Origin of the sequence: Clostridium sp. MCC353, from assembly GCF_018785315.1 — a bacterium.
Taxonomy (GTDB): domain Bacteria; phylum Bacillota; class Clostridia; order Lachnospirales; family Lachnospiraceae; genus CHH4-2.
Genome location: NZ_WQPN01000134.1, coordinates 32,403 through 52,302, shown reverse-complemented (window position 1 = coordinate 52,302; position 19,900 = coordinate 32,403). Strand labels below are relative to the sequence as shown.

The window sequence follows — 19,900 nt, the reverse complement described above, 5'->3', positions numbered from 1 at the left end:
TTCTCTTAATTGTTATTCTTTCCCATTTTAGCATAAGTCCATGGTTATTGCAATGTTATCGTCCCCACATACTCCCCATTTTTATAAACCTTCCTGCTCAGGGATTCCTCCACTTCAAAGCCCATTCTAAGCCACAGTTCCTCCGCCGCCAGCATGATATGGGCCAGCACGATTCCGATGTTAAATTCCCTCATAGACGACAGCATAGGAACCGGCAGACGGTCCCGGCAGGAAAACAGGCTGAAATGGTCCTTATATACGATGAAACGCCATGGCTGCGTATTCATGGAAGACGGAGCCAGACGGGCCGCCTTTAAAATAGTCTTCACATTCTCGCTGGGTTCCTCTTTAAAAATACACAGATCCTTCAGCGAAAGCCTTTTTGCCCTTGAAGCCTCCCTCAGAAGAACTCCCTGGGCATATCCGAACGCAATGACAATGATCTCTTTCCATCCCCTGGGCAGCAGAACATCAGCCTTAGATCCCCCCAGATAACAGCTCCCAAGCCCTTTGGCGGTCAGGTATAAAACCACCTGTTCCGCCAGATAGCCGCCGTTTCGTTCACATCCCTTTTTATCCTGTGAAGAGAGCACCAGATAGTAGGGCGCATTGACTTTCCACAGCCCTTTTAATCTGACCGATCCCTTTGTATTATCGAGTATTTCCGCCTTAGTCTCAATCTCATAGTCCAAAAGCGCCGCTTTTCTGCAGAATGCCAGTATCTGATCCAGCATTTTCTGCGGAAGCAGGGCCTCTGAAAACTTACGGACCGACTTTCTTCCGCTTATGGCCTCATATAGGTTCATCCTCATTCTCCTGTTCAAATTCTTCCAACAAACTCTCAAATACCTTCAAAGCTTCCTCAACCGGTTCCGGAGAAGACATATCCACCCCACACAGCCGTAATAAATCGATTGGAGACATGGAGTTTCCTCCACTTAAAAACTTAAAATAGCCATTTATCGTTTCCTGATCCCCACTCAGGATCTTTGTGCTGATGGCAATTGCGGCTGAAAAGCCGGTTGCGTACTGGTATACGTAAAATGGCGTATAAAAGTGGGGAATCCGGGACCATTCATAATCAATTTCCGGATCCACAACCATGTCCGGACCAAAATAATCCACATTTAACTGATGATACAGCCCGCAAAGCGTCTGCGCTGTCAGGCTCTTTCCTTCTTCCGCCATCTTATGGGTCATGGCTTCAAACTCCGCAAACATGGCCTGACGGAATAAGGTGGTGCGGAAACTCTCTAAAAAATGATTGATCAGATACTTTTTTTCTTTCTTGTCTTTGCTGCACCCCAGCAAATGACGGATCAGCAGCGCCTCATTGCAGGTAGACGCCACTTCCGCCACAAAGATCTTATATCCTGCATAAGTATAAGGCTGGCTATGGTCAGAATGCCAGGAATGAAGGGCATGCCCCATCTCATGGACCAGAGTGAACACGTAATCCAGGGTATCATTATAATTGAGAAGCACATAGGGATGGCTTCCATAAGCGCCCCAGGAATAGGCCCCGCTCCGCTTTCCTTCATTCTCATACACATCGATCCACCGGTTATCAAAGCCTTCCCTGAGAAGTTCCAGATATCTGCCGCCTAACGGCGTAAGTCCGGCCTCAGCCATTTCCTTGGCTTCTTCAAAAGATACGGTTTTCTTAACATCTGAAACCATGGGCGCATAAATATCATACATATGGATCTCATCCAGCCCCATCACCTTTTTCCTGATTCCCACATAACGGTGCAGAGCCGGAAGAAACCGGCGGACCGCTTTAATCAGGTTGTCGTAGACTTCCTCCGGTATCTCATTCTCCGCCAGGACATGGGCCCGGCTGGATGAATAGTTCTTCGCCTTAGCATAAAATATGGCTTGCTTTACGTTGGCGCTGTAAGTGGCGGCCAGGGTGTTGCTGAATTGTTTATAACATCCATAAAGAGCCTGGAACGCATCCTTTCTGACCCGCCTGTCACTGCTTTCCATCAAAGAAATATAATTTCCATGGGTGATCTGCACCTCATTTCCATCCGCATCTTTGATTACAGGGAAACGAAGATCCGCATTGTTAAACATTCCGAATATCTGGGACGGGCTTTGGGTGGCCTCATAGGAATCGGCCAGAAGCGCCTCCATCTCAGGCGACAGGGTATGCTGCTTCTTCGGCATCAATAAATCCACGGCCCGTTTAAAATGTTCCAGCCCATTGCCGGATTCCATATACTCCTTTAAAAGCCCCTCATCCATTGACAGGATTTCAGGTACAATATAGGAGGACAGGGCCGCCGCTTTATAAGAAAGGCTTTGCGCCCTGGACGTATAATCCTGATAAAGAGGATTTGCCGTATCCTGGTCTGATTTCTGCTTCGCATAGACGAAAATCCGTTCCAGCTTTAAGGACAGTTCATCATCCAGTTTCAAACATTCATACAGGGTTTTGGCGGAATCAGCCAGATGGCCCTTAAACTCCTCATAGCGTTCCAACTGCGCCTCTGTTTCTTTATATAAAGATTCCCACTCCCTGTCGTCAGAAAACATATCTTCCATTTTCCATGTGAACTCCACTGGTATCTCTTCTCTTTTTTTCATCATTTCTCCCTTCCAAAGCTTATATTCGTCAAATCAAACCGCTCACCACAGGCACCACCAGAACCGTCATCAGTCCAGCCACCGCAATGGCTAAACTGCTCATCGCCCCTTCGATTTCCCCGATCTCCAGCGCTTTCGCCGTACCGATCGCATGGGCGGAAGTGCCCAGTGCCAATCCCTTTGCGATGGGATGGGTGATTTTCGCAATCTTAAATAAAGTCTCTGCTATTATGTTCCCTAAAATTCCGGTAATTATGATACTAACCACCGTTAACGTTACAATTCCTCCCGCTTCTTCGCTGACTCCCATACCGATTGCGGTTGTAATGGATTTGGGAAGCAGGGTGACATAGTGCACATGTTCCAGTTTAAACACCAGGCTCAACGCAAAAATGCTGAACGCGCTGGCCGCCACTCCCGACGCAATGCCGCCGATCACAGCCAGCAGGTGCTTCTTTAACAGCCTCAGCTGCTTATACAGCGGAATTGCCAGACACACTGTGGCAGGCGTCAAAAAATAGGAGATATAACTTGCCCCTCTATTATATTCTTCATAATCGATCTTAAATACCACCAAAAACAAAATAACCAGCGCCACGGAAATGAGAAGCGGATTAAACAGGGCCAGCTTCGTTTTATTCTTAACCCAGATACCAAACAGATAAGTGACCGTACTGATTACCAGTCCGAAAAATAGGGATGCAGACAACATATCGCTCATGATTTTCTCCTCTCATTTCTGTGTATAATCCATTCTGCTGTCTTACCTGTAACAATCATGACCACTATGGTGGAAACACATGATATCACAACAATGGGAATCAACACTGCCTTCAGCGCTTCAAAACTGTCGAGAAGTCCCACCGAAACCGGCACAAACATGAGAGGCATCAGGTCCAGAAGCAGGTTTCCCGTCCGCTCCACATCCTCTAACTTTATTATCCCTGAACACAGCCCCGCCAAAAGCAAAAACAGCCCGTACACTCCCGAAGGGATGGGAAATGGAAGAATCTGGTTCAACAGTTCCCCGATCATGGTAATTCCAAAAATAATGCTGATTTGTTTTAAGTATTTCATTGCTTTCCCCCGATATTCCGCTTATTCTTTTTGTAATTCATATTCTACCATTATGATATTGTTCAAACAATGTAAAATATGGAAAATATTTGGTTGAAACAGGCGCCTTTCTTGTACTATACTATATAAAAACCGGAAAAGAGAGATCTTATGAAAACCAAACAGACCTGGACACTCAGTGAAGAAGAAAAAATTCAGATTCGTTCTGTCGTAACATCCTGCTGCGGCCATGATTCCACGCGGCTTTCCTATCCCCTGGAGGAGGGCGCCCGCCATTTTCTGCTTTTCGATGACGACGGCTCTCTCATAAGCGCCCTATCCCTCTTCTTTTCCTGGGAAGACTGCTGTGAATGCACCGCTTTCACCCTTCCTGAAAAGCGGGGCCAGGGCTGTTTTTCCCAGCTCTTTGATCTGGCCCTCTCCTGGCTGGAAGAAAAGGAAGAAAAGGAAGACGCCGGATATGATCTGCTTTTCGTAACTTCCCCCGGATGCCGGGAAACGATGAACGTACTCAATGCCATCGGAGCTGAATACGACTATTCTGAATATATGATGGAACGCGCCATAAAAAAAGAGACAGAGCCGGAAGATCCCATCCACCTTGAATTTCAGGAAGACGGGCTCTGCCTCGGCCTGTTAAATCATCAATTGATCGGAAGCTGCCGTCTGGATTACGGCTGCGGTTCCGCCTGCCTTTATGAAATGGAAATAAAAGAACCCTTCAGAAACCAGGGTCTGGGCACACGTTTTCTATGGAGCCTCTTTCCCCGTCTGATGGAAAACGGAATCCTCATTCTCCGTCTGCAGGTGACAAGCGCCAATAAAGCGGCCCTGTCCTTATATAAGAAAACAGGGTTCCACATCTGCGAAACCCTGTCCTACTACCTTTATTAACCGAATGGCTGTTGATGGTTACTTTTTAACGGTGATTCCCTGGGCCTCAATTCTCTTTCTGATTTCCAGCATCTTAATATCCGTCTGGGCAATCACATCTGCGCAGGTCTTTAATTCCTGCCCGATCTCTTCCGAATCCACAAATTCCTTTTTATATTTCAACTGATGATCCAGGCTGGCCCAGAAGTCCATCGCGATTGTCCTGATCTGCACTTCAACCCTCATGGGTTTTTTCCGGTCGGAAAAGAATACCGGAATCTCGATGATCATGTGATAACTTCTGTAACCATTGGGCTTGGGATTCTTAATATAATCTTTAATCGTAATGACCGTTATATCATCCTGCCGGATCAGCATGTCCGCAACTTCATAAATATCATCCACAAAGGAACAGATCACACGGATACCCGCCACATCATCCAGATTATTCAGCACCGATTCAAGGGAAATCTCCAGCCCTCTCCTCTGCAGCTTTTCAATAATGCTCTTAGGCTTTTTCACTCTGGATTTTATCATCTCAATGGGATTTCTCTGGTTTTTCACTGAAAGTTCGTCGTTTAACACCTCTAACTTGGTTTTCACTTCACGGATTGCGCAGGTAAACATCATCATCACCTGCTGGAACTGATATGCCTGATCCGCCCAATTATCCGGAACATGCACCAAATCCGGAACGCTGACGATGGATTGTTCCAATTCACTATTGGGATTCATGTTAATATTCATTAGTACACCTCTGGTTCCTATTGTCCTACGAATATTATATACGTAAATCACATTATCATCAATGGGAGAATGCTTAAAATTTTCTAAAGCCCCCAGACTTACAGTTCACAGCCCTCTATGAGCAAAGCCAACCGGACGGAGCTGCCGGCCTGCCGGCTTTACTGATGAGGGGCTGTGAGCAAAAACCTGTCAGCAGAATCATTCTTTACAAAAATATCCCTCCATGTTATGATTCAATCAGATTTTCATCCTATAAAATCTGCTATTTTATTTTAATTTCAACCATGAACGGAGTTTGTGTCGGTGCGGCATCCGCAGGCTCTGTTTTTTAATAAAAAGCTGCGCAGAAATGAGGACATTTATGGAAAAATTAGGTTATTATAATGGAAATTACGGGCCATTGGACGAGATGACCGTTCCGATGAACGACCGCGTCTGCTGGTTCGGGGACGGCGTTTACGAAGCCACCACTGCCAGGAATCACGTTCCCTTTGCCATGGACGATCACATCGACCGCTTTTACAACAGCGCCGGCCTTTTAAAGATCAAACTTCCTTATACAAAAGCCGGGATGAAGGCGCTGGTGATGGACATGGTTCAAAAAGTGGATTCTCCCAACCAATTTGTCTACTGGCAGGCTACCAGAGGAACGGCAGAACGGACCCACGAATTCCCCAAGGGAGATGTTCCGGTCAATATCTGGATTATGATCAAACCCGGCGGCGAATTCGACCTCTCCAAAAAGCTGAAACTGATCACCACAGAAGACACCCGTTTCCTTCACTGCAATATTAAAACCCTGAACCTTCTGCCCAACGTCATGGCCGCCCAAAAGGCCTCCGAAGCGGGCTGCAATGAAGCCGTCTTCCACCGCGGAAACATCGTGACAGAATGCGCACACAGCAATGTGTCCATCATAAAGGACGGCGTATTCAAAACCCATCCAACCGACCACTACATACTGCCGGGAATCACCCGCTCCCATCTGATCCGCATCTGCAAGGATCACAACATCCCTGTGGACGAAACGCCTTTTACCCTGGATGAGCTGATGTCCGCCGATGAGGTAATCGTATCCAGCGCCAGCAAACTCTGCAAAACGGCCTGTGAAATTGACGGAATCCCAGTAGGCGGAAAGGCGGCTGAGATTGTGGATGTGCTTAAAGATGCGTATTGGAAAAAATATCTGGCAGATACGGAAATGAGGGAATAATTTCCACTTAATGTTTACGTAAGAGTAACGCCGGGAAGAAACAAGGCTTGTTCAAGCACCTGTTTTGTCAGAGTGCCCGCGCCTTGACGGCCTTTATGTTCAAGTCATTATCTATAATCAAGGCTCTCTGCACCGTATTCATAGCGCAGACCTCCTTTTCTAGTCAATACCCCCTTACTACTTCTGGACGCAAAATATCCAGAAGTGCATGGGGCCATACCAGCGACATGACAATCCAGCCTTGCCCATATAATGTCCGCCGCAATTTTCCCATATACACAAAAACGCCGCCCATTGTCTCCAATAGCGGCGTTTTGTTGTAGGTTGGCACCTGTTTTTTCAGTTGTTTTATTATGCCCTTGTCAAAAACCTTTATAGATTTGATATATAGCAGGAAAGCGGGACGAGGGGGCGGCGGCAGGTCCGGGCTTTGGGAACGGGCCGGGCCGGATGGAATCCAACGGTGCAGGAAGGCGTCTGGAAACCGTTTAGTTAATCTTAGGCCGCAGGGATGGAAAAAGACGGGCAGAAACTGAAAACCAAATCAGTTTCTGAGATGCCCACTGAACGGTGAAGTCCATAAAGAGTTCACCGTGAATGGGCATCGGACCGTCCTTTTCCATCCCTGCGGCCTTAGATTAACTTACGGTTGGAAGCCGCTTTCCTGCGCCGTTGGATTCCGTCCGGCCCGGCCCGTTCCCAAAGCCCGGACCTGCCGCCGCCCCCTCGTCCCGCTTTCCTGCGTAACGTTCACGGCTTAAATCAAATTTTCTCCACAATCCCCGCCGCCTCATCAAGCCACGGCGCGTCTAAATACTCTATGGTTCCCGCATCCACAGCCCCTGCCGTTTCCGGCCGGATCGGGATCTTCGCGATTACCGGAACACCATACTCTTTGGCAACTTCATCAATATGGCTCTCACCGAATACGGAAATCTTCTTTCCGCAGTCCGGGCATTCCAGATAGCTCATATTTTCAACCAGCCCGATAATCGGAATGTTCATCTTCTTCGCCATATTAACCGCTTTACCAACGATCATGGACACCAGTTCCTGAGGGGATGTGACAATGATAATTCCATCCACAGGAAGGGACTGGAATACGGTAAGAGGGACATCTCCTGTTCCCGGAGGCATATCCACAAACATATAGTCAACATTCTCCCACAGGGTTTCCTGCCAGAACTGTTTTACCGCGCCCGCAATCACAGGTCCTCTCCAGATAACAGGATCCGTATCATGATCCAAAAGAAGGTTGGCCGACATGATCTCGATACCGGTTGAACTGGTGGCCGGAACCATCAGGTTCTCTCCCGCCATTCCAACGCTGTCTTTGGAAATGCCAAATGCCTTGGGTATGGAAGGTCCTGTAATATCCGCATCCAAAATGGCTGTCTTATGACCTTTTGCGTTCATCTTCACCGCCATCATGGCTGTAACCAGGGATTTGCCCACTCCGCCCTTTCCGCTGACAACTCCAATCACTTTTTTAACGGAACTTGCCGGGTTAAGCGGCTCTAAAAAGCTGGTCTGCTCCTGAGTGCGGCTGGAACAGCTTTCACCGCAGCTGCTGCAGTTATGTGTACAATTTTCACTCATTGCTTTACCTCCAAATTATGTTATAATCACATAGATAGTATTATATTCTCATTTAAGGAGATTGTCCATGAATTTTAAACACGCAGAAGAAATTTTCGAAAAATATCTGGATCAATACGACAGGGAAGATGATAAGATTAAACTGAAAATCATCCATACATACGGGGTTATTTCAGCTATGGATTATCTCACGGCAGACTTAAAGCTGACCGTTGAAGATACAGAAATTGCCAGGCACACCGCCCTTCTTCATGACATCGGACGGTTTGAGCAGCTACGGTTGTACAACAGTTTTGACGACGCCATAATGCCCCATGCCCAGTGCAGCCTTGACATTTTGTTTGAAAAGCGGCTGATCGAATCATTTATCCCCGAACGCACTTACGATACCATCATCTATACAGCCATAAAAAACCACGGCCTGTACCGCATGGAAGAAGGGCTTAAAGGACAGGTTCTGCTTCACAGCCGGCTGATCCGGGATGCGGATAAGATGGATAACTTCAGGGTGAAAGACGTTTCCGACATGAAGACCATGGTGGACGTTTCCGAAGAAGAACTGGGACGGGAAGAGATCACCGATGAGATCTATCAGAAGTTTTTAAACCACATTCCCATTTTAAACAGCGAACGCCGCACACATATGGATATGTGGATTTCTTATCTGGGATATATTTACGACTTCAATTTTCCTTCCGGTTTAAAATATCTGCTGGAACGCGATTACATCACCCGCCTGGTAAAACGCGTCCCTTATTCCAATGCCAAAACGGCAGAACGGATGAAAACAGTCCATGCTGCCGCTATGGATTATCTGAAGGCTGCAGCCCTTCCAAAAATGTGATAACTGCGGTAAATTTCTCATTATCATATTCATATTCCAATACGCCGCCATATTTTTTTGCCGACCGGGCCGCACTCCGGATTCCCAGCCCATGCATCCCGCTCTCTTTTTTCGATGAAATCAGGGACTGCCCCTGTTGCAGCGGCTTTTCCAGCATGGAATTTGATATGATAAAAAACAGCATTTCATTGATTTTACGCATTTTGACCTGCACCCACCGTTTCTGCTGCGGAACTTTCTGTGCCGCCTCCAGCGCGTTATCCAGGAGGTTGGCAAACAGACAGCAGATATCCTGATCCTCCATTCCGGAAAGATTCATGGCGTCCGCCTGGATCGTGAAAGGGATTCCCAACTGTTCTCCCTGGCCTTTAAAATGGTTCAATAGGATGTCAAGGGTGGCGTTTCCGGTCCAAATCTGACCGGACAAACGGTTAATCGGCTCTCCCAGCCGCCCGATATAGGCCTTGGCCTCATCATATCTCCCCTCTTCCATCATGGTTGACAGCACCAGCAGGTGATTTTTCAGATCGTGTGACATTTCCTGCTGTTGTTTTTGCTGCCCTAAAACCAGTTCATATTCCCGCCTCACCATCTGATCCTTCAGCTGCAGAATTGAAGATGTCTCCTTTTCCTTCCTGTAATTGGTATAGAAAAGCAGGGTGAAATAGAATACAAACAAAAGGACAATGCACATACTCCAGGAAAACAGGGCATGGACGCTGGTTTCCTGGATGGTCAGCCAGGATAAAAAACCCACGCCGCAAAGCCCCAAAAATGATACCGTAAATATCATGGACGCATTAAAAAAAAGTTCCTTTTTCAACGCCTTTTTCACCAGCAGGTAGAATAAAAACAAGAGAAGCTTATTTACCGCCAGATAGGCGCACCTCCACAGAGAGAGCTGGCTTATGACCATCTGGGCGAACTGCTGGTTTTTCCCCAGCACTCCCATGGCCGACAGGCAGAAAAAGTCGATGATATAAGCGCACAGGATATAAAAACTGACCAGGGAAACCGAATAAAACGCATCCACCTGAAATACCAGAACCGATGTCATACAGATATAGAACACAAACCACAATGTGGTAATCAGTGGAAATATGTTAAAATGTTCAGCCGTCTGCATGGTTATTAAAAGGAGCACCGATAAGATGATAAAGCGGACTCCCCCCTTAATTTTCTGGGGAACAAATAAATTGACAAAATGATAACAGAGCAGAGCCTCAATGAAATCAGCCGCCATCTCTCCCGCTAAAAACAATTGGTTCATAACCGCTTCCTCCAAAACGATGCTATTTTATCCCTCACTTCTTTTTGATAGCTTCCGCCCACAGGAAGGCGGATTCCATCCCGCAGCAAAACCTCTGAACCCTCCATTTTCACCACATAATAGAGGTTGATGATGAATCCCCGCTCGATCATCAAAAATTCTTCCCGTTTCAGTTCTTCCAAAACCTGATTCAGAGATTTCCGGACCGGTATTTCCTCTGTCTTTGTAACCAGAATCGCATATTTCTGTTTTTTATATATGTAGATTAAATCGCTGATATTGACTTTCTGCACCTTTCTGGGCGATTCGATCAGATAACACTCCCGGTCCTGCCAGGAAATCAGGTTCAAACCGTCAAACAGGGCCAGAGGCAGGGACTTTTCCATCTCGGACTTGGGAATATAGCGGAATACGGACAGTTCAAATGCCTTAATCGCATATTTTGTGTGGGATGTTACGAATAAAATCATGGCCTGGGAAAGCTTTTCCCTTATCATCGCCGCCAGTTCCATGCCGTCCAGCCGGGGCATTTCAATGTCCAGCAGTATCATATCAAAATGTATTCCTTCCTGAATATCATAGAGCAGCATTCCACTGTCCGTATAGTCCCTTATTTCAGCCCCGATTCCATTTTCCCGGCAGTATTGTTCAATTATGTTTCTCTCTTTATCAGCAAATTCCTGCTGGTCGTCGCACACTGCAAACCGGATCATGTTTCACACCTCAATTCCTTACCGCCTGTTTTAATATTTCTTTCCCGATTTCCTTTACTTTATCCGAACACTTATAATCTTCATCCTGATAAAGCAGTCTGTGGAGCTTAGTCACGTTGGATTCCAGCGTATTGGGTATCAGGCAGGCCCCATATGTGCCCAAACGGGCCTCTTCCTGGTCAAACGGAAAACCACCGGTTTCCACTATTTTATACTCAGTTATATTCTTTGCCATCATTGCCAGATCATCAAAGTTCAGACTGGTGGCTGTTTGGGGGAGAACCACATTTAAAACTCCCAGCAGCTCCTCCCAGCCAGCCCGGCGGGCCTTTTCGAGAACCAGTTCCATCACCTTTCTCTGGCGCTCCGTCCGTTTCATATCCGTATCCGACAGGCGCAGCCTGCTGTAAGCCACTGCCTGCACACCGTCTAAGTGCTGCATTCCGGGACCGCTTAAATGGCTGGACGCCACTCCGGTGCAATTCACGGTTTCCGTTATAAATGCATTGATAAAATAATATTCCGCGTCCGTAATCTGCAGATCAATTCCACCCAGCATATTGATGGCGTCCACAGCCGCCTTCCAGGAAAATGTGATGTAGTCGGTGATCTTTAAATCCAGATTGGTGTTCAGGGCCATCACATTTTGAACTGGCCCTCCCTCGGCATAAGCGCTGTTGATCTTTCCAAAACTGTCTGTTTCCGTATTTTTTATCAAAAATGTATCCCTATACACGGACACCAGCCGGATCGCTCCGTCAGCCCGGTTTACAGTCATAACCATCTGGGTGTCCGCATTGGTTCCTGATCCGATCTCCCCATTCCTGCTGTCCACTCCAAAAATTGCAATGGTCCAATAGTCATCCATTTTTTTCTCCGTCAATTTTTCCAGATTGGCATTGGTGATATCTGCGATATTTCCCTCCGTCTCAGGCAGTTTCTGCGGCATGGAAGCCAGTTTCGTAACATATAAGACAGCAGAGCAAATCAAAAACAGGCAGATGGCCATAATAGAAATCCCTATTTTTTTTAAAATCCCCACATTTATTTTTCCCTTCAGTAAATTCATAGCATTCGCCCCTTTCATGAATTTCAAAGTTTGTAGTCTGCAGAACTTAAACGTTTTGAACTGTCCTCATTATATCAGCCTCTCCCGCCTCCACCCCATTCTGACCGCGAAAAGGCAAAAAATGACCGCCACTAAAAAACTGCAGCAGGCCTGGGTTTCTTCCCAAAATCAAAAAACTGCAGCAGGCCTGGGTTCTCTTCCAAAAACCAAAACCTGCTGCAGCTATCCTGTTCTATCTGGCCTGAACCATACGAAAATTCTTGATGATCCGGAATATTCCGGTTGATTCCAGCGCCTTGCTGATGGTATAAAAAAGCATGGAATTGATGGGCCACATGATCATATTTTTAAACACCCTCATTGGAAGAAGGACCATAAATCCCTTACCGTACATCATGCTGAGCCACAGGGTTCCCAACAGCATATTGCAAACCACTGACACCACCAGTTCCGCAATCAAAATCCTCCAAAAATTGATGGGCTTTTTATAAAGAATCACCCCATAAAGCACACCCGCGATCATGGCGCTGACCGTCCAGCCCGGGAAAAATGCCGCCGTCGGCTTTATAATGTACTTCAGAAGATCCAAAGCTCCGCCAAACAAACCGCCCACCACCGGGCCGAATAAATAATACACAAACTGACTGGCTATGGTTGAAAAACCAATCTTAATGTAGTCCCCGATTACAATCGTAAAATAACCTAAAACTACGGAAATCGCGGCGAACATGGCCGCAGTTGTGACAGTTCTCACTTGTTTGAATTCATGATACGAATCTGAGAACAAAGTTGCTAATTTTCGCATAAAAAATTACCTCCTTTGCAGACCTCTCATACTACAACAGGAGATAAATACCTCTTCCGTGCAGCGGGATGCGACCTGTGTACCGCAAGAAATTCCCTGTTTTCCAAGAAATATTCTTTTCGTCCAACTGACAACTCCCTGTTCAGCCGGCACTTAACGCACGCAAGTCTACTCTGCGTTTCTTATTTTATTGTTTTCATGAGTATACCATATCATTTAAAAATGTAAATACCTTTTCTTATTTTTATTACAATTTCCAATACTTTCAGGTAATAGTATCTTCCCTTCTTTCCTCTGCCGAAAAAATGATCGCCAATCTGATCTCCGCCATTTTTAAAAATGTTCTTTTCTAATTATATATTCATCTCCTATTTCCGCCATAAAATACCGCGTATTTTCAGCACAAATACACACTTAGAACTTCATCTTCTTCTCCACAATTCAAATTCGAAACTCTGGCACTTATTTAGCTATAAAAAATAAACCAAAGAAACTATTTTTCAACTATTAATCCCCTATTCCCCCAATCCCCAGCCGTGAATCCCGGGAACGGGGGCAGGCGGCAGGCCAGTCTGGGTCCGGAGGCGCCGGTTTCCCACTGGATGCGGCTCCAGGCCCCCAGGAGGCCGGGGCACGGTCCGCGGTTTCGGCGATTTGTTCCGGCCGTCGGCAGATCTTGGGCTGAAAGGGAGGAAAATGGAGGGGAAATCGCTGACCTCAAAGTCAGCGATTTAGGGAGCCTGAATTGAGAATTTCTTCAGAAATTCTCAATGAATGCTCACGGTACCCTTCATTTTCCTTCCTTTCAGCCCTAGATCTGCCCCGGCCGGAACCATGAGCCGAAACCGCGGACCGTGCCCCGGCCTCCTGGGGGCCTGGAGCCGCATCCGGCGTGAAACCGGCGCCTCCGGACCCGGACTGGCCTGCCGCCTGCCCCCGTTCCCGGGATTCACGGCGTAACTTTCACGAACACCTCAAACAGGAACACCCCCCTACGCCAGATTAGAATACCCAATCAGGCTTTTATCCACCTCTTTCGCCACCTCCCGGCCTTCCCGGATGGCCCATACCACAAGGGACTGGCCCCGGCGCATATCGCCGGCCGCGAATACCTTATCGATATTGGTACGGTATTTCCCTGCCTCCGCCGCCACATTGGTTCTGGCGTCCAATTCGACGCCGAATGCGTCGGCCACGTACTTCTGGGCGCCTAAAAATCCTGCTGCGATCAGCACCAGATCCGCAGGCACTTCCCGCTCCGTCCCTTCCACAGGAACCATCATCATACGGCCGGATTCCGGGTCTTTTTGGGCTTTCAGGCTGATTAATACCGCTTTTGCCACATTTCCATCCTTATCTTTTATGAATTCCTTTACCGTTGTCTGGTAAATCCGTGGATCCCTTCCAAACACCGCGATGGATTCCTCCTGTCCGTAATCCGTTTTACAGATTTTCGGCCACTCCGGCCAGGTGTTGTCCTCTGTCCGTTTGTCAGGAAGCTTGGGCATCATTTCCAATTGGGTTACAGAAGCGCAGCCGTGGCGGATGGAGGTGCCGACGCAGTCATTTCCCGTATCCCCGCCGCCGATTACGATCACATGTTTTCCCTTGGCGGAGATGAACGCCCCGTCCTCTAAATTGGAATTCAACAGGCTTTTGGTGGTGGACTTTAAGAAATCCACCGCGAAAAAGATCCCGTTGGCATCTCTTCCCGGCGCCTGGATATCCCTTGGATTAGACGCGCCGCAGGCCAGAATGATCCGGTCGAATTCCTTCAGAAGCTTTCCTGCCTTATAGCCGGCTCCCACATTGGCATCCGTAATAAATACAATGCCTTCCTCTTTCATGATGTCGATTTTACGGTCAATCACTTGTTTTTCCAGCTTCATATTGGGAATCCCGTACATCAAAAGACCGCCGATCCGGTCATCCCGCTCAAATACAGTCACGCTGTGGCCCCGCTTGTTCAACTGGTCCGCAGCCGCCAGCCCGGACGGGCCGGAACCAATGACAGCCACCTTTTTCCCTGTGCGGATTTTCGGCGGGCGGGCTGCGGCTGCGCCGGTTTCATAGGCCCGCTCGATGATGGCCATTTCATTTTCCTTAATGCTCACCGGGTCTCCGTTCAGGCCGCAGGTACAGGCGGCTTCACACGGGGCCGGGCAGACCCGGCAGGTGAACTCCGGAAAACTGTTGGTCTTTTTCAGCCTGTTATATGCCTGATTCCAATTTCCGGTATAGACCAGGTCATTCCATTCCGGTATCAGGTTGTTCAGAGGACAGCCTGAGGCCATCCCGCCTATCATCATTCCCGACTGGCAGAACGGCACTCCGCACTCCATGCACCGCCCGCCCTGGCGGCGCTGCTCCGCCTCGCAAAGAGGAGTGTGGAATTCATTAAAATTCTTAATACGGGCTTTTGGGCTCACCGCTTCACTGACTTTCCTGTCAAACTCCAAAAATCCTGTTGGCTTTCCCATATCTTTTCTCTCCTTTCTCCTCTATTTTCTGGTGTTTGCATAAAATGCTTCGATCTGGGCCTGTTCACTGCTGAGCCCCTTTTCTTCCATCTGCACAATGGTATTCATCATCCGGCGGTAATCATGAGGAAGGATTTTCTTAAATTTCGGCAGATAATATTCGAAATTGTCCAGAATTTCTTTTCCCTTGGCCGAATTCGTATAGGCCACATGTTCCTTGATCATATCCTTTAATTCGTAAACATCGTACTTGTTAGTCACATCTTCAAAAGAAACCAGTTCTTTATTTAGCCTCTTATATAAATCGCTCTTTTCATCCAGCACATAGGCGATGCCGCCGCTCATGCCTGCGGCAAAATTCTTTCCGGTAGGCCCTAACACCACCACGCGGCCTCCGGTCATATATTCACAGCCGTGATCTCCCACGCCTTCCACAACAGCCGTGGCCCCTGAATTCCGCACGCAGAAACGTTCACCCGCCACGCCGTTGATAAATGCCTTTCCGCTGGTAGCGCCGTAAAGGGCTACATTTCCGATAATGATATTGTCCTCTGCCTTAAACTTCACTCCGGTAGGCGGATAAACCACCAGTTTTCCTCCGGACAAGCCCTTTCCGAAATAATCATTGCTGTCGCCCACCAGTTCCAGGGTCAGCCCTTTCGGTATAAATGCCCCAAAACTCTGGCCGCCGCTGCCCGTGCAGTTGATGGTAAATGTATCCTCTGCCAGCCCATCCGGATGAGCCTTCGTGATCTCCGCGCCGAAAATTGTGCCCAGCGTGCGGTCCACATTGGACACATCGATCTGAATGCTCCTCTTCTGGCCGCTGGCCAACGCCGATTTCAGCTTTTTAAGGAAAATTTTCTCATCCACAGTCTTTTCCAGTTCAAAATCAAAAACCTGTTTCTGAGTGTATCCTGCCACCGGCTGGCCCGCATATGGATTATCCAAAATGTTGGACAAATCCACTTTTGCCGCCCGGCTGACCGGCATTTCCTCTTTCCGTTTCAAAAGGTCCGTCCTTCCCACCAGTTCATCCACGGTGCGGATTCCCAGGCGCGCCATGTATTCCCTCAGCTCCTGGGCCACAAACTGCATGAAGTTCACCACATATTCCGGCTTTCCCTTAAACCGCTTTCTCAGTTCCGGATTCTGTGTGGCGATTCCAACCGGACAGGTATCCAGGTTGCAGACCCGCATCATGACGCATCCCATGGTTACCAGAGGAGCCGTGGCGAATCCGAACTCTTCCGCTCCCAGCATACAGGCGATTGCCACATCACGGCCTGTCATCAATTTCCCGTCGGTTTCTAAGATCACCTTATCCCTGAGCCCGTTCATGATGAGGGTCTGATGGGCTTCCGCCACGCCCAGTTCCCATGGAAGCCCCGCATTGTATATGGAGTTTCTGGGCGCCGCCCCCGTACCTCCGTCAAATGAAGATACCAGGATGACCTGGGCTCCCGCCTTGGCAACTCCGGCGGCAACAGTGCCCACACCGGCCTCCGATACCAGTTTAACGGAAATCCTGGCGCTGGTATTGGAGTTTTTCAGATCATAGATCAACTGCGCTAAATCCTCAATCGAGTAAATGTCATGATGGGGCGGCGGGGAAATGAGGCCCACACCGGTGGTTGAATGCCTGGTTTTGGCAATCCACGGATAGACTTTACCGCCCGGAAGCTGTCCGCCTTCCCCCGGTTTTGCGCCCTGGGCCATTTTAATCTGAATCTCCCTGGCGCTCACCAGGTATCTGGAAGTGACGCCGAAACGGCCGGATGCCACCTGCTTAATGGCAGAGCATTTATTCACTCCATGTTTACCGCCGTCCAGACGTTCCAGGCTTTCACCGCCTTCGCCGCTGTTGGATTTCCCGCCCAGCCGGTTCATGGCAATGGCCAGCGTCTCATGGGCTTCCTGGGAAATGGATCCATAGGACATGGCCCCTGTTTTGAAACGCTTCACAATGGAATCAACGCTCTCCACCTCTTCGATGGGAATTCCTCCGTTTTCATCGAACTTAAAATCGATCAGGCTTCTCAAGTTAATGGTCTTTCCACCGCAGTTAAGCGCCTGGGAATACTGTTTAAAGATCTCATAATCCCCGGTCCGCGCCGCCTTCTGAAGCAGATGGATGGTGAGGGGATCATACAGGTGTTCTTCCTGCCCTGCTCTCTCCTTGTGGCTTCCCACGCTGTCCAGGGTCAGATCCACATCCAGCCCCAGCGGATCAAATGCCGCGGAATGAAGGGTATCCACATCACTGGCAATATCCTCCAGGGTAATGCCGCCCACACGGCTGACCGTATCCGTAAAATATTTATCAACCACCTCTTTGGAAATGCCGATTGCCTCAAAAATCTGGGCTCCCTGATAGGACTGGATCGTTGAAATCCCCATCTTGGACGCGATTTTCACAATTCCATGAAGCACCGCGGAGTTATAATCCTGGACTGCCGCATAGAAATCCTTATCCAGCATCTTGTTTTCAATCAGGTTTTTTATGGATTCCTGGGCCAGATAAGGGTTAATGGCACACGCCCCATAACCCAGAAGCGTGGCGAAATGGTGTACTTCCCTTGGTTCTCCGCTTTCCAGAATCAACGCCACCGAAGTACGTTTTTTCGTCTTAACCAGATGCTGCTGGAGTGCGGATACCGCCAAAAGCGACGGGATCGGCACATGATTTTCATCGATATCCCGGTCGGAAAGAATGATGATATTGGCGCCGTCCCTGTGGGCCCGGTCCACTTCCAGGAATAAACGGTCTATGGCTTTTTCCAGGGATGTGTTCTTGTAATAAGTAATGGGAATCACTTCCACCTTGAATCCCGGTTTTTTCATATGTTTGATTTTCAGCAAATCCGTACAGGTGAGAATCGGGTTATCCACCTGTAAAATCTTACAGTTCTCAGCCGCCTCCTGTAAAATGTTCCCGTCCTCTCCCACATACACTGTGGTGGATGTTACGATCTCTTCGCGGATGGAATCAATGGGCGGATTGGTCACCTGGGCAAACAACTGCTTAAAATAGTTAAACAGGGGCTGGTGGGTTTTGGAAAGCACCGCAAGAGGACTGTCGGCTCCCATAGCAGAAATGGCTTCCGCCCCGTTTAAGGCCATTGGAAGGATCATGGTTTTATACTGTTCATACGTATATCCGTAAGTTTTCTGAAGTCTGGCCCTTTCTTCCGCCGTCATCTCCGGAACTCCCACATTGGGAATCTGCAGGTCTTTCATCTCAATCAGGTTGGAATCCAGCCATTCGCCGTATGGACGCCGGGAAGCGTAATGCATTTTAAGGTCTTCATCGCTTACGATCCTGCCTTTTATGGTGTCCACCAAAAGCATTTTCCCCGGGCGCAGCCGGTCTTTTTTAATCACATGGCTCTGGTCGATATCAATCGCCCCCACCTCAGACGCCAAAATCACCTGTCCGTCGTCCGTAATATAATACCGGGAAGGGCGGAGTCCGTTGCGGTCCAGCACAGCTCCCATCACATCCCCGTCGCTGAATACGATGGATGCCGGGCCGTCCCATGGCTCCATCATGGTCGCGTAATAATGATAGAAATCCTTCACTTCCTGGGGCATGGATTTATCGTGGCTCCAGGGAGCCGGAATGGTAATCATAACGGCCAACGGCAGTTCCATGCCGCTCATCATCATGAATTCCAGCGCATTGTCAAGCATGGCCGAATCCGAACCTTCCTGGTTGATGATAGGAAGTACCTTGTGCATCTCAGATTGAAAGAACTGGGATTCCATGGTTTCTTCCCGGGCCAGCATCTTATCCACATTTCCCCGGATCGTATTGATCTCCCCGTTGTGCACGATAATCCGGTTGGGGTGGGCCCTCATCCAGCTTGGGTTCGTATTGGTGCTGAACCGGGAATGGACGGTGGCTAACGCGGATTCATAATCCTTATCCTGAAGATCGGGGAAAAACCTGCGCAGCTCCTTTACCAGGAACATGCCTTTATATACAATGGTGCGGCTGCTCAAAGACACCACATAGGTATTGTCATTGCACTGCTCAAATACGCGCCGCGCCACATACAGGCGGCGGTCAAATTCCAGGCCTTTATTGATTACAGACGGCTTTTGAACAAATCCCTGGACAATATAGGGCATCCTCTCAACCGCCTTCGCGCCGATCAGTTCCGGGTTGATGGGAACATCCCTCCAGCCCAGGAAATTAAGCCCTTCTTTTTTTACGATTATCTCAAACATCTTTTTGGCCTGGTTACGGGCCAGTTCTTCCTGAGGGAAGAAAAACATGCCCACGCCGTATTCCCGTTCCTCACCTATGCTGATCCCCAAAGGTCTGGTGACCTTTTTAAAGAATTTGTGGGAAATCTGAAGCATAATGCCCACACCGTCGCCGGTCTTTCCATCCGCATCTTTTCCGGCCCTATGTTCCAGATTCTCCACAATATGCAGAGCCTGTTCTACGGTTTTATGGGTCTTGATTCCTTTCACATTGGCAACGGCGCCGATCCCGCAGTTATCATGTTCAAATCTCGGATCATAAAGTCCGGGAGTTCCAGAAGCTGATATCTTTTGATTGCGATCCATAATTTCTTCCTTTCTCTTGAAGTTTTTTAGATGATACTAC

At 48.3% G+C, this 19,900-nt stretch carries 16 protein-coding genes and 1 riboswitch; of the genes, 3 read left to right on the top strand and 13 right to left on the bottom strand.

Annotation, left to right across the window (positions count from 1 at the left end; genetic code table 11):
- Window positions 1-44: 44 nt before the first annotated feature.
- Genes GPL15_RS21975 through GPL15_RS21960 form a run of 4 tightly spaced genes read right to left on the bottom strand, consistent with a single transcriptional unit; the run spans window position 45 to window position 3,669 of the window.
- Entirely contained in the window at window positions 45-806 is a 762-nt protein-coding gene (locus GPL15_RS21975; RefSeq protein ID WP_215700816.1) for a nitroreductase family protein, read from the bottom strand.
- Complete coding sequence (pepF, locus tag GPL15_RS21970; protein WP_215700902.1) at window positions 793-2,592, bottom strand: oligoendopeptidase F; 1,800 nt, start codon at window positions 2,590-2,592, stop codon at window positions 793-795. The genes GPL15_RS21975 and pepF overlap by 14 nt, the downstream gene beginning before the upstream one ends.
- Before the next feature lie 28 nt (window positions 2,593-2,620).
- Window positions 2,621-3,313 carry an LrgB family protein gene (locus tag GPL15_RS21965; RefSeq protein ID WP_215700815.1) on the bottom strand — a complete coding sequence of 231 codons (693 nt, stop codon included), beginning with the start codon at window positions 3,311-3,313 and terminating at the stop codon, window positions 2,621-2,623.
- The gene (locus tag GPL15_RS21960) at window positions 3,310-3,669 is read right to left on the bottom strand and encodes a CidA/LrgA family protein (protein WP_215700814.1); all 360 of its coding nucleotides are present in this window, start codon (window positions 3,667-3,669) and stop codon (window positions 3,310-3,312) included. The genes GPL15_RS21965 and GPL15_RS21960 overlap by 4 nt, the downstream gene beginning before the upstream one ends.
- Window positions 3,670-3,819: 150 nt before the next feature.
- Between GPL15_RS21960 and GPL15_RS21955 the strand changes: the two genes are divergently transcribed.
- Window positions 3,820-4,563: a GNAT family N-acetyltransferase gene (locus GPL15_RS21955; RefSeq protein WP_215700813.1), complete on the top strand. Its 744-nt coding sequence runs from the start codon at window positions 3,820-3,822 to the stop codon at window positions 4,561-4,563.
- An 18-nt stretch (window positions 4,564-4,581) separates the two neighbouring features.
- Here GPL15_RS21955 and GPL15_RS21950 read toward each other — a convergent pair whose 3' ends face one another.
- Window positions 4,582-5,289 (bottom strand): GTP pyrophosphokinase family protein, encoded by a 708-nt coding sequence (locus GPL15_RS21950; protein WP_215700812.1) that lies wholly within the window; start codon window positions 5,287-5,289, stop codon window positions 4,582-4,584.
- A 361-nt stretch (window positions 5,290-5,650) separates the two neighbouring features.
- Here GPL15_RS21950 and GPL15_RS21945 point away from each other — a divergent pair, with 361 nt between their 5' ends.
- Entirely contained in the window at window positions 5,651-6,502 is an 852-nt protein-coding gene (locus GPL15_RS21945; protein WP_215700811.1) for a D-amino acid aminotransferase, read from the top strand.
- Between the two features lie 638 nt (window positions 6,503-7,140).
- Here the strand turns inward: GPL15_RS21945 and GPL15_RS21940 are convergent.
- Window positions 7,141-7,281, bottom strand: a complete 141-nt coding sequence (locus tag GPL15_RS21940; RefSeq protein WP_215700810.1) for a hypothetical protein — start codon at window positions 7,279-7,281, stop codon at window positions 7,141-7,143.
- Window positions 7,265-8,101 (bottom strand): Mrp/NBP35 family ATP-binding protein, encoded by an 837-nt coding sequence (locus GPL15_RS21935; RefSeq protein WP_215700809.1) that lies wholly within the window; start codon window positions 8,099-8,101, stop codon window positions 7,265-7,267. Before GPL15_RS21935 ends, GPL15_RS21940 begins: the two co-directional genes overlap by 17 nt.
- 67 nt (window positions 8,102-8,168) lie before the next feature.
- Between GPL15_RS21935 and GPL15_RS21930 the strand changes: the two genes are divergently transcribed.
- Window positions 8,169-8,945, top strand: coding sequence for an HD domain-containing protein (locus GPL15_RS21930; RefSeq protein ID WP_215700808.1), 777 nt, complete (start codon window positions 8,169-8,171; stop codon window positions 8,943-8,945).
- On the opposite strand, the gene GPL15_RS21925 is transcribed toward GPL15_RS21930, so the two are convergent.
- The 6 genes from GPL15_RS21925 to gltB form a co-directional block, all read right to left on the bottom strand.
- Window positions 8,905-10,215 (bottom strand): sensor histidine kinase, encoded by a 1,311-nt coding sequence (locus GPL15_RS21925; RefSeq protein WP_215700807.1) that lies wholly within the window; start codon window positions 10,213-10,215, stop codon window positions 8,905-8,907. The two genes, GPL15_RS21930 and GPL15_RS21925, sit on opposite strands and share 41 nt — an antisense overlap.
- Window positions 10,212-10,928: a LytTR family DNA-binding domain-containing protein gene (locus GPL15_RS21920; protein WP_215700806.1), complete on the bottom strand. Its 717-nt coding sequence runs from the start codon at window positions 10,926-10,928 to the stop codon at window positions 10,212-10,214. Before GPL15_RS21920 ends, GPL15_RS21925 begins: the two co-directional genes overlap by 4 nt.
- Before the next feature lie 10 nt (window positions 10,929-10,938).
- Window positions 10,939-11,997 (bottom strand): LCP family protein, encoded by a 1,059-nt coding sequence (locus GPL15_RS21915; RefSeq protein WP_215700805.1) that lies wholly within the window; start codon window positions 11,995-11,997, stop codon window positions 10,939-10,941.
- Between the two features lie 232 nt (window positions 11,998-12,229).
- Window positions 12,230-12,802, bottom strand: a complete 573-nt coding sequence (locus GPL15_RS21910; protein WP_215700804.1) for a folate family ECF transporter S component — start codon at window positions 12,800-12,802, stop codon at window positions 12,230-12,232.
- Between the two features lie 59 nt (window positions 12,803-12,861).
- A riboswitch (THF riboswitch) is annotated at window positions 12,862-12,980 on the bottom strand.
- A gap of 814 nt (window positions 12,981-13,794) precedes the next feature.
- Entirely contained in the window at window positions 13,795-15,282 is a 1,488-nt protein-coding gene (locus GPL15_RS21905) for a glutamate synthase subunit beta (protein WP_215700803.1), read from the bottom strand.
- A gap of 21 nt (window positions 15,283-15,303) precedes the next feature.
- On the bottom strand, window positions 15,304-19,860 hold the full coding sequence (gene gltB / locus GPL15_RS21900) for a glutamate synthase large subunit (RefSeq protein ID WP_215700802.1): 4,557 nt from the start codon (window positions 19,858-19,860) through the stop codon (window positions 15,304-15,306).
- Between the last annotated feature and the right edge of the window lie 40 nt (window positions 19,861-19,900).

What these genes read in the sequence shown, in the direction of transcription:
- GPL15_RS21975 (WP_215700816.1), bottom strand. Translation starts at nt 806, where the DNA reads ATGAACCTATATGAGGCCATAAGCGGAAGAAAGTCGGTCCGTAAGTTT.
- pepF (WP_215700902.1), bottom strand. Translation starts at nt 2,592, where the DNA reads ATGAAAAAAAGAGAAGAGATACCAGTGGAGTTCACATGGAAAATGGAA.
- GPL15_RS21965 (WP_215700815.1), bottom strand. Translation starts at nt 3,313, where the DNA reads ATGAGCGATATGTTGTCTGCATCCCTATTTTTCGGACTGGTAATCAGT.
- GPL15_RS21960 (WP_215700814.1), bottom strand. Translation starts at nt 3,669, where the DNA reads ATGAAATACTTAAAACAAATCAGCATTATTTTTGGAATTACCATGATC.
- GPL15_RS21955 (WP_215700813.1), top strand. Translation starts at nt 3,820, where the DNA reads ATGAAAACCAAACAGACCTGGACACTCAGTGAAGAAGAAAAAATTCAG.
- GPL15_RS21950 (WP_215700812.1), bottom strand. Translation starts at nt 5,289, where the DNA reads ATGAATATTAACATGAATCCCAATAGTGAATTGGAACAATCCATCGTC.
- GPL15_RS21945 (WP_215700811.1), top strand. Translation starts at nt 5,651, where the DNA reads ATGGAAAAATTAGGTTATTATAATGGAAATTACGGGCCATTGGACGAG.
- GPL15_RS21935 (WP_215700809.1), bottom strand. Translation starts at nt 8,101, where the DNA reads ATGAGTGAAAATTGTACACATAACTGCAGCAGCTGCGGTGAAAGCTGT.
- GPL15_RS21930 (WP_215700808.1), top strand. Translation starts at nt 8,169, where the DNA reads ATGAATTTTAAACACGCAGAAGAAATTTTCGAAAAATATCTGGATCAA.
- GPL15_RS21925 (WP_215700807.1), bottom strand. Translation starts at nt 10,215, where the DNA reads ATGAACCAATTGTTTTTAGCGGGAGAGATGGCGGCTGATTTCATTGAG.
- GPL15_RS21920 (WP_215700806.1), bottom strand. Translation starts at nt 10,928, where the DNA reads ATGATCCGGTTTGCAGTGTGCGACGACCAGCAGGAATTTGCTGATAAA.
- GPL15_RS21915 (WP_215700805.1), bottom strand. Translation starts at nt 11,997, where the DNA reads ATGAATTTACTGAAGGGAAAAATAAATGTGGGGATTTTAAAAAAAATA.
- GPL15_RS21910 (WP_215700804.1), bottom strand. Translation starts at nt 12,802, where the DNA reads ATGCGAAAATTAGCAACTTTGTTCTCAGATTCGTATCATGAATTCAAA.
- GPL15_RS21905 (WP_215700803.1), bottom strand. Translation starts at nt 15,282, where the DNA reads ATGGGAAAGCCAACAGGATTTTTGGAGTTTGACAGGAAAGTCAGTGAA.
- gltB (WP_215700802.1), bottom strand. Translation starts at nt 19,860, where the DNA reads ATGGATCGCAATCAAAAGATATCAGCTTCTGGAACTCCCGGACTTTAT.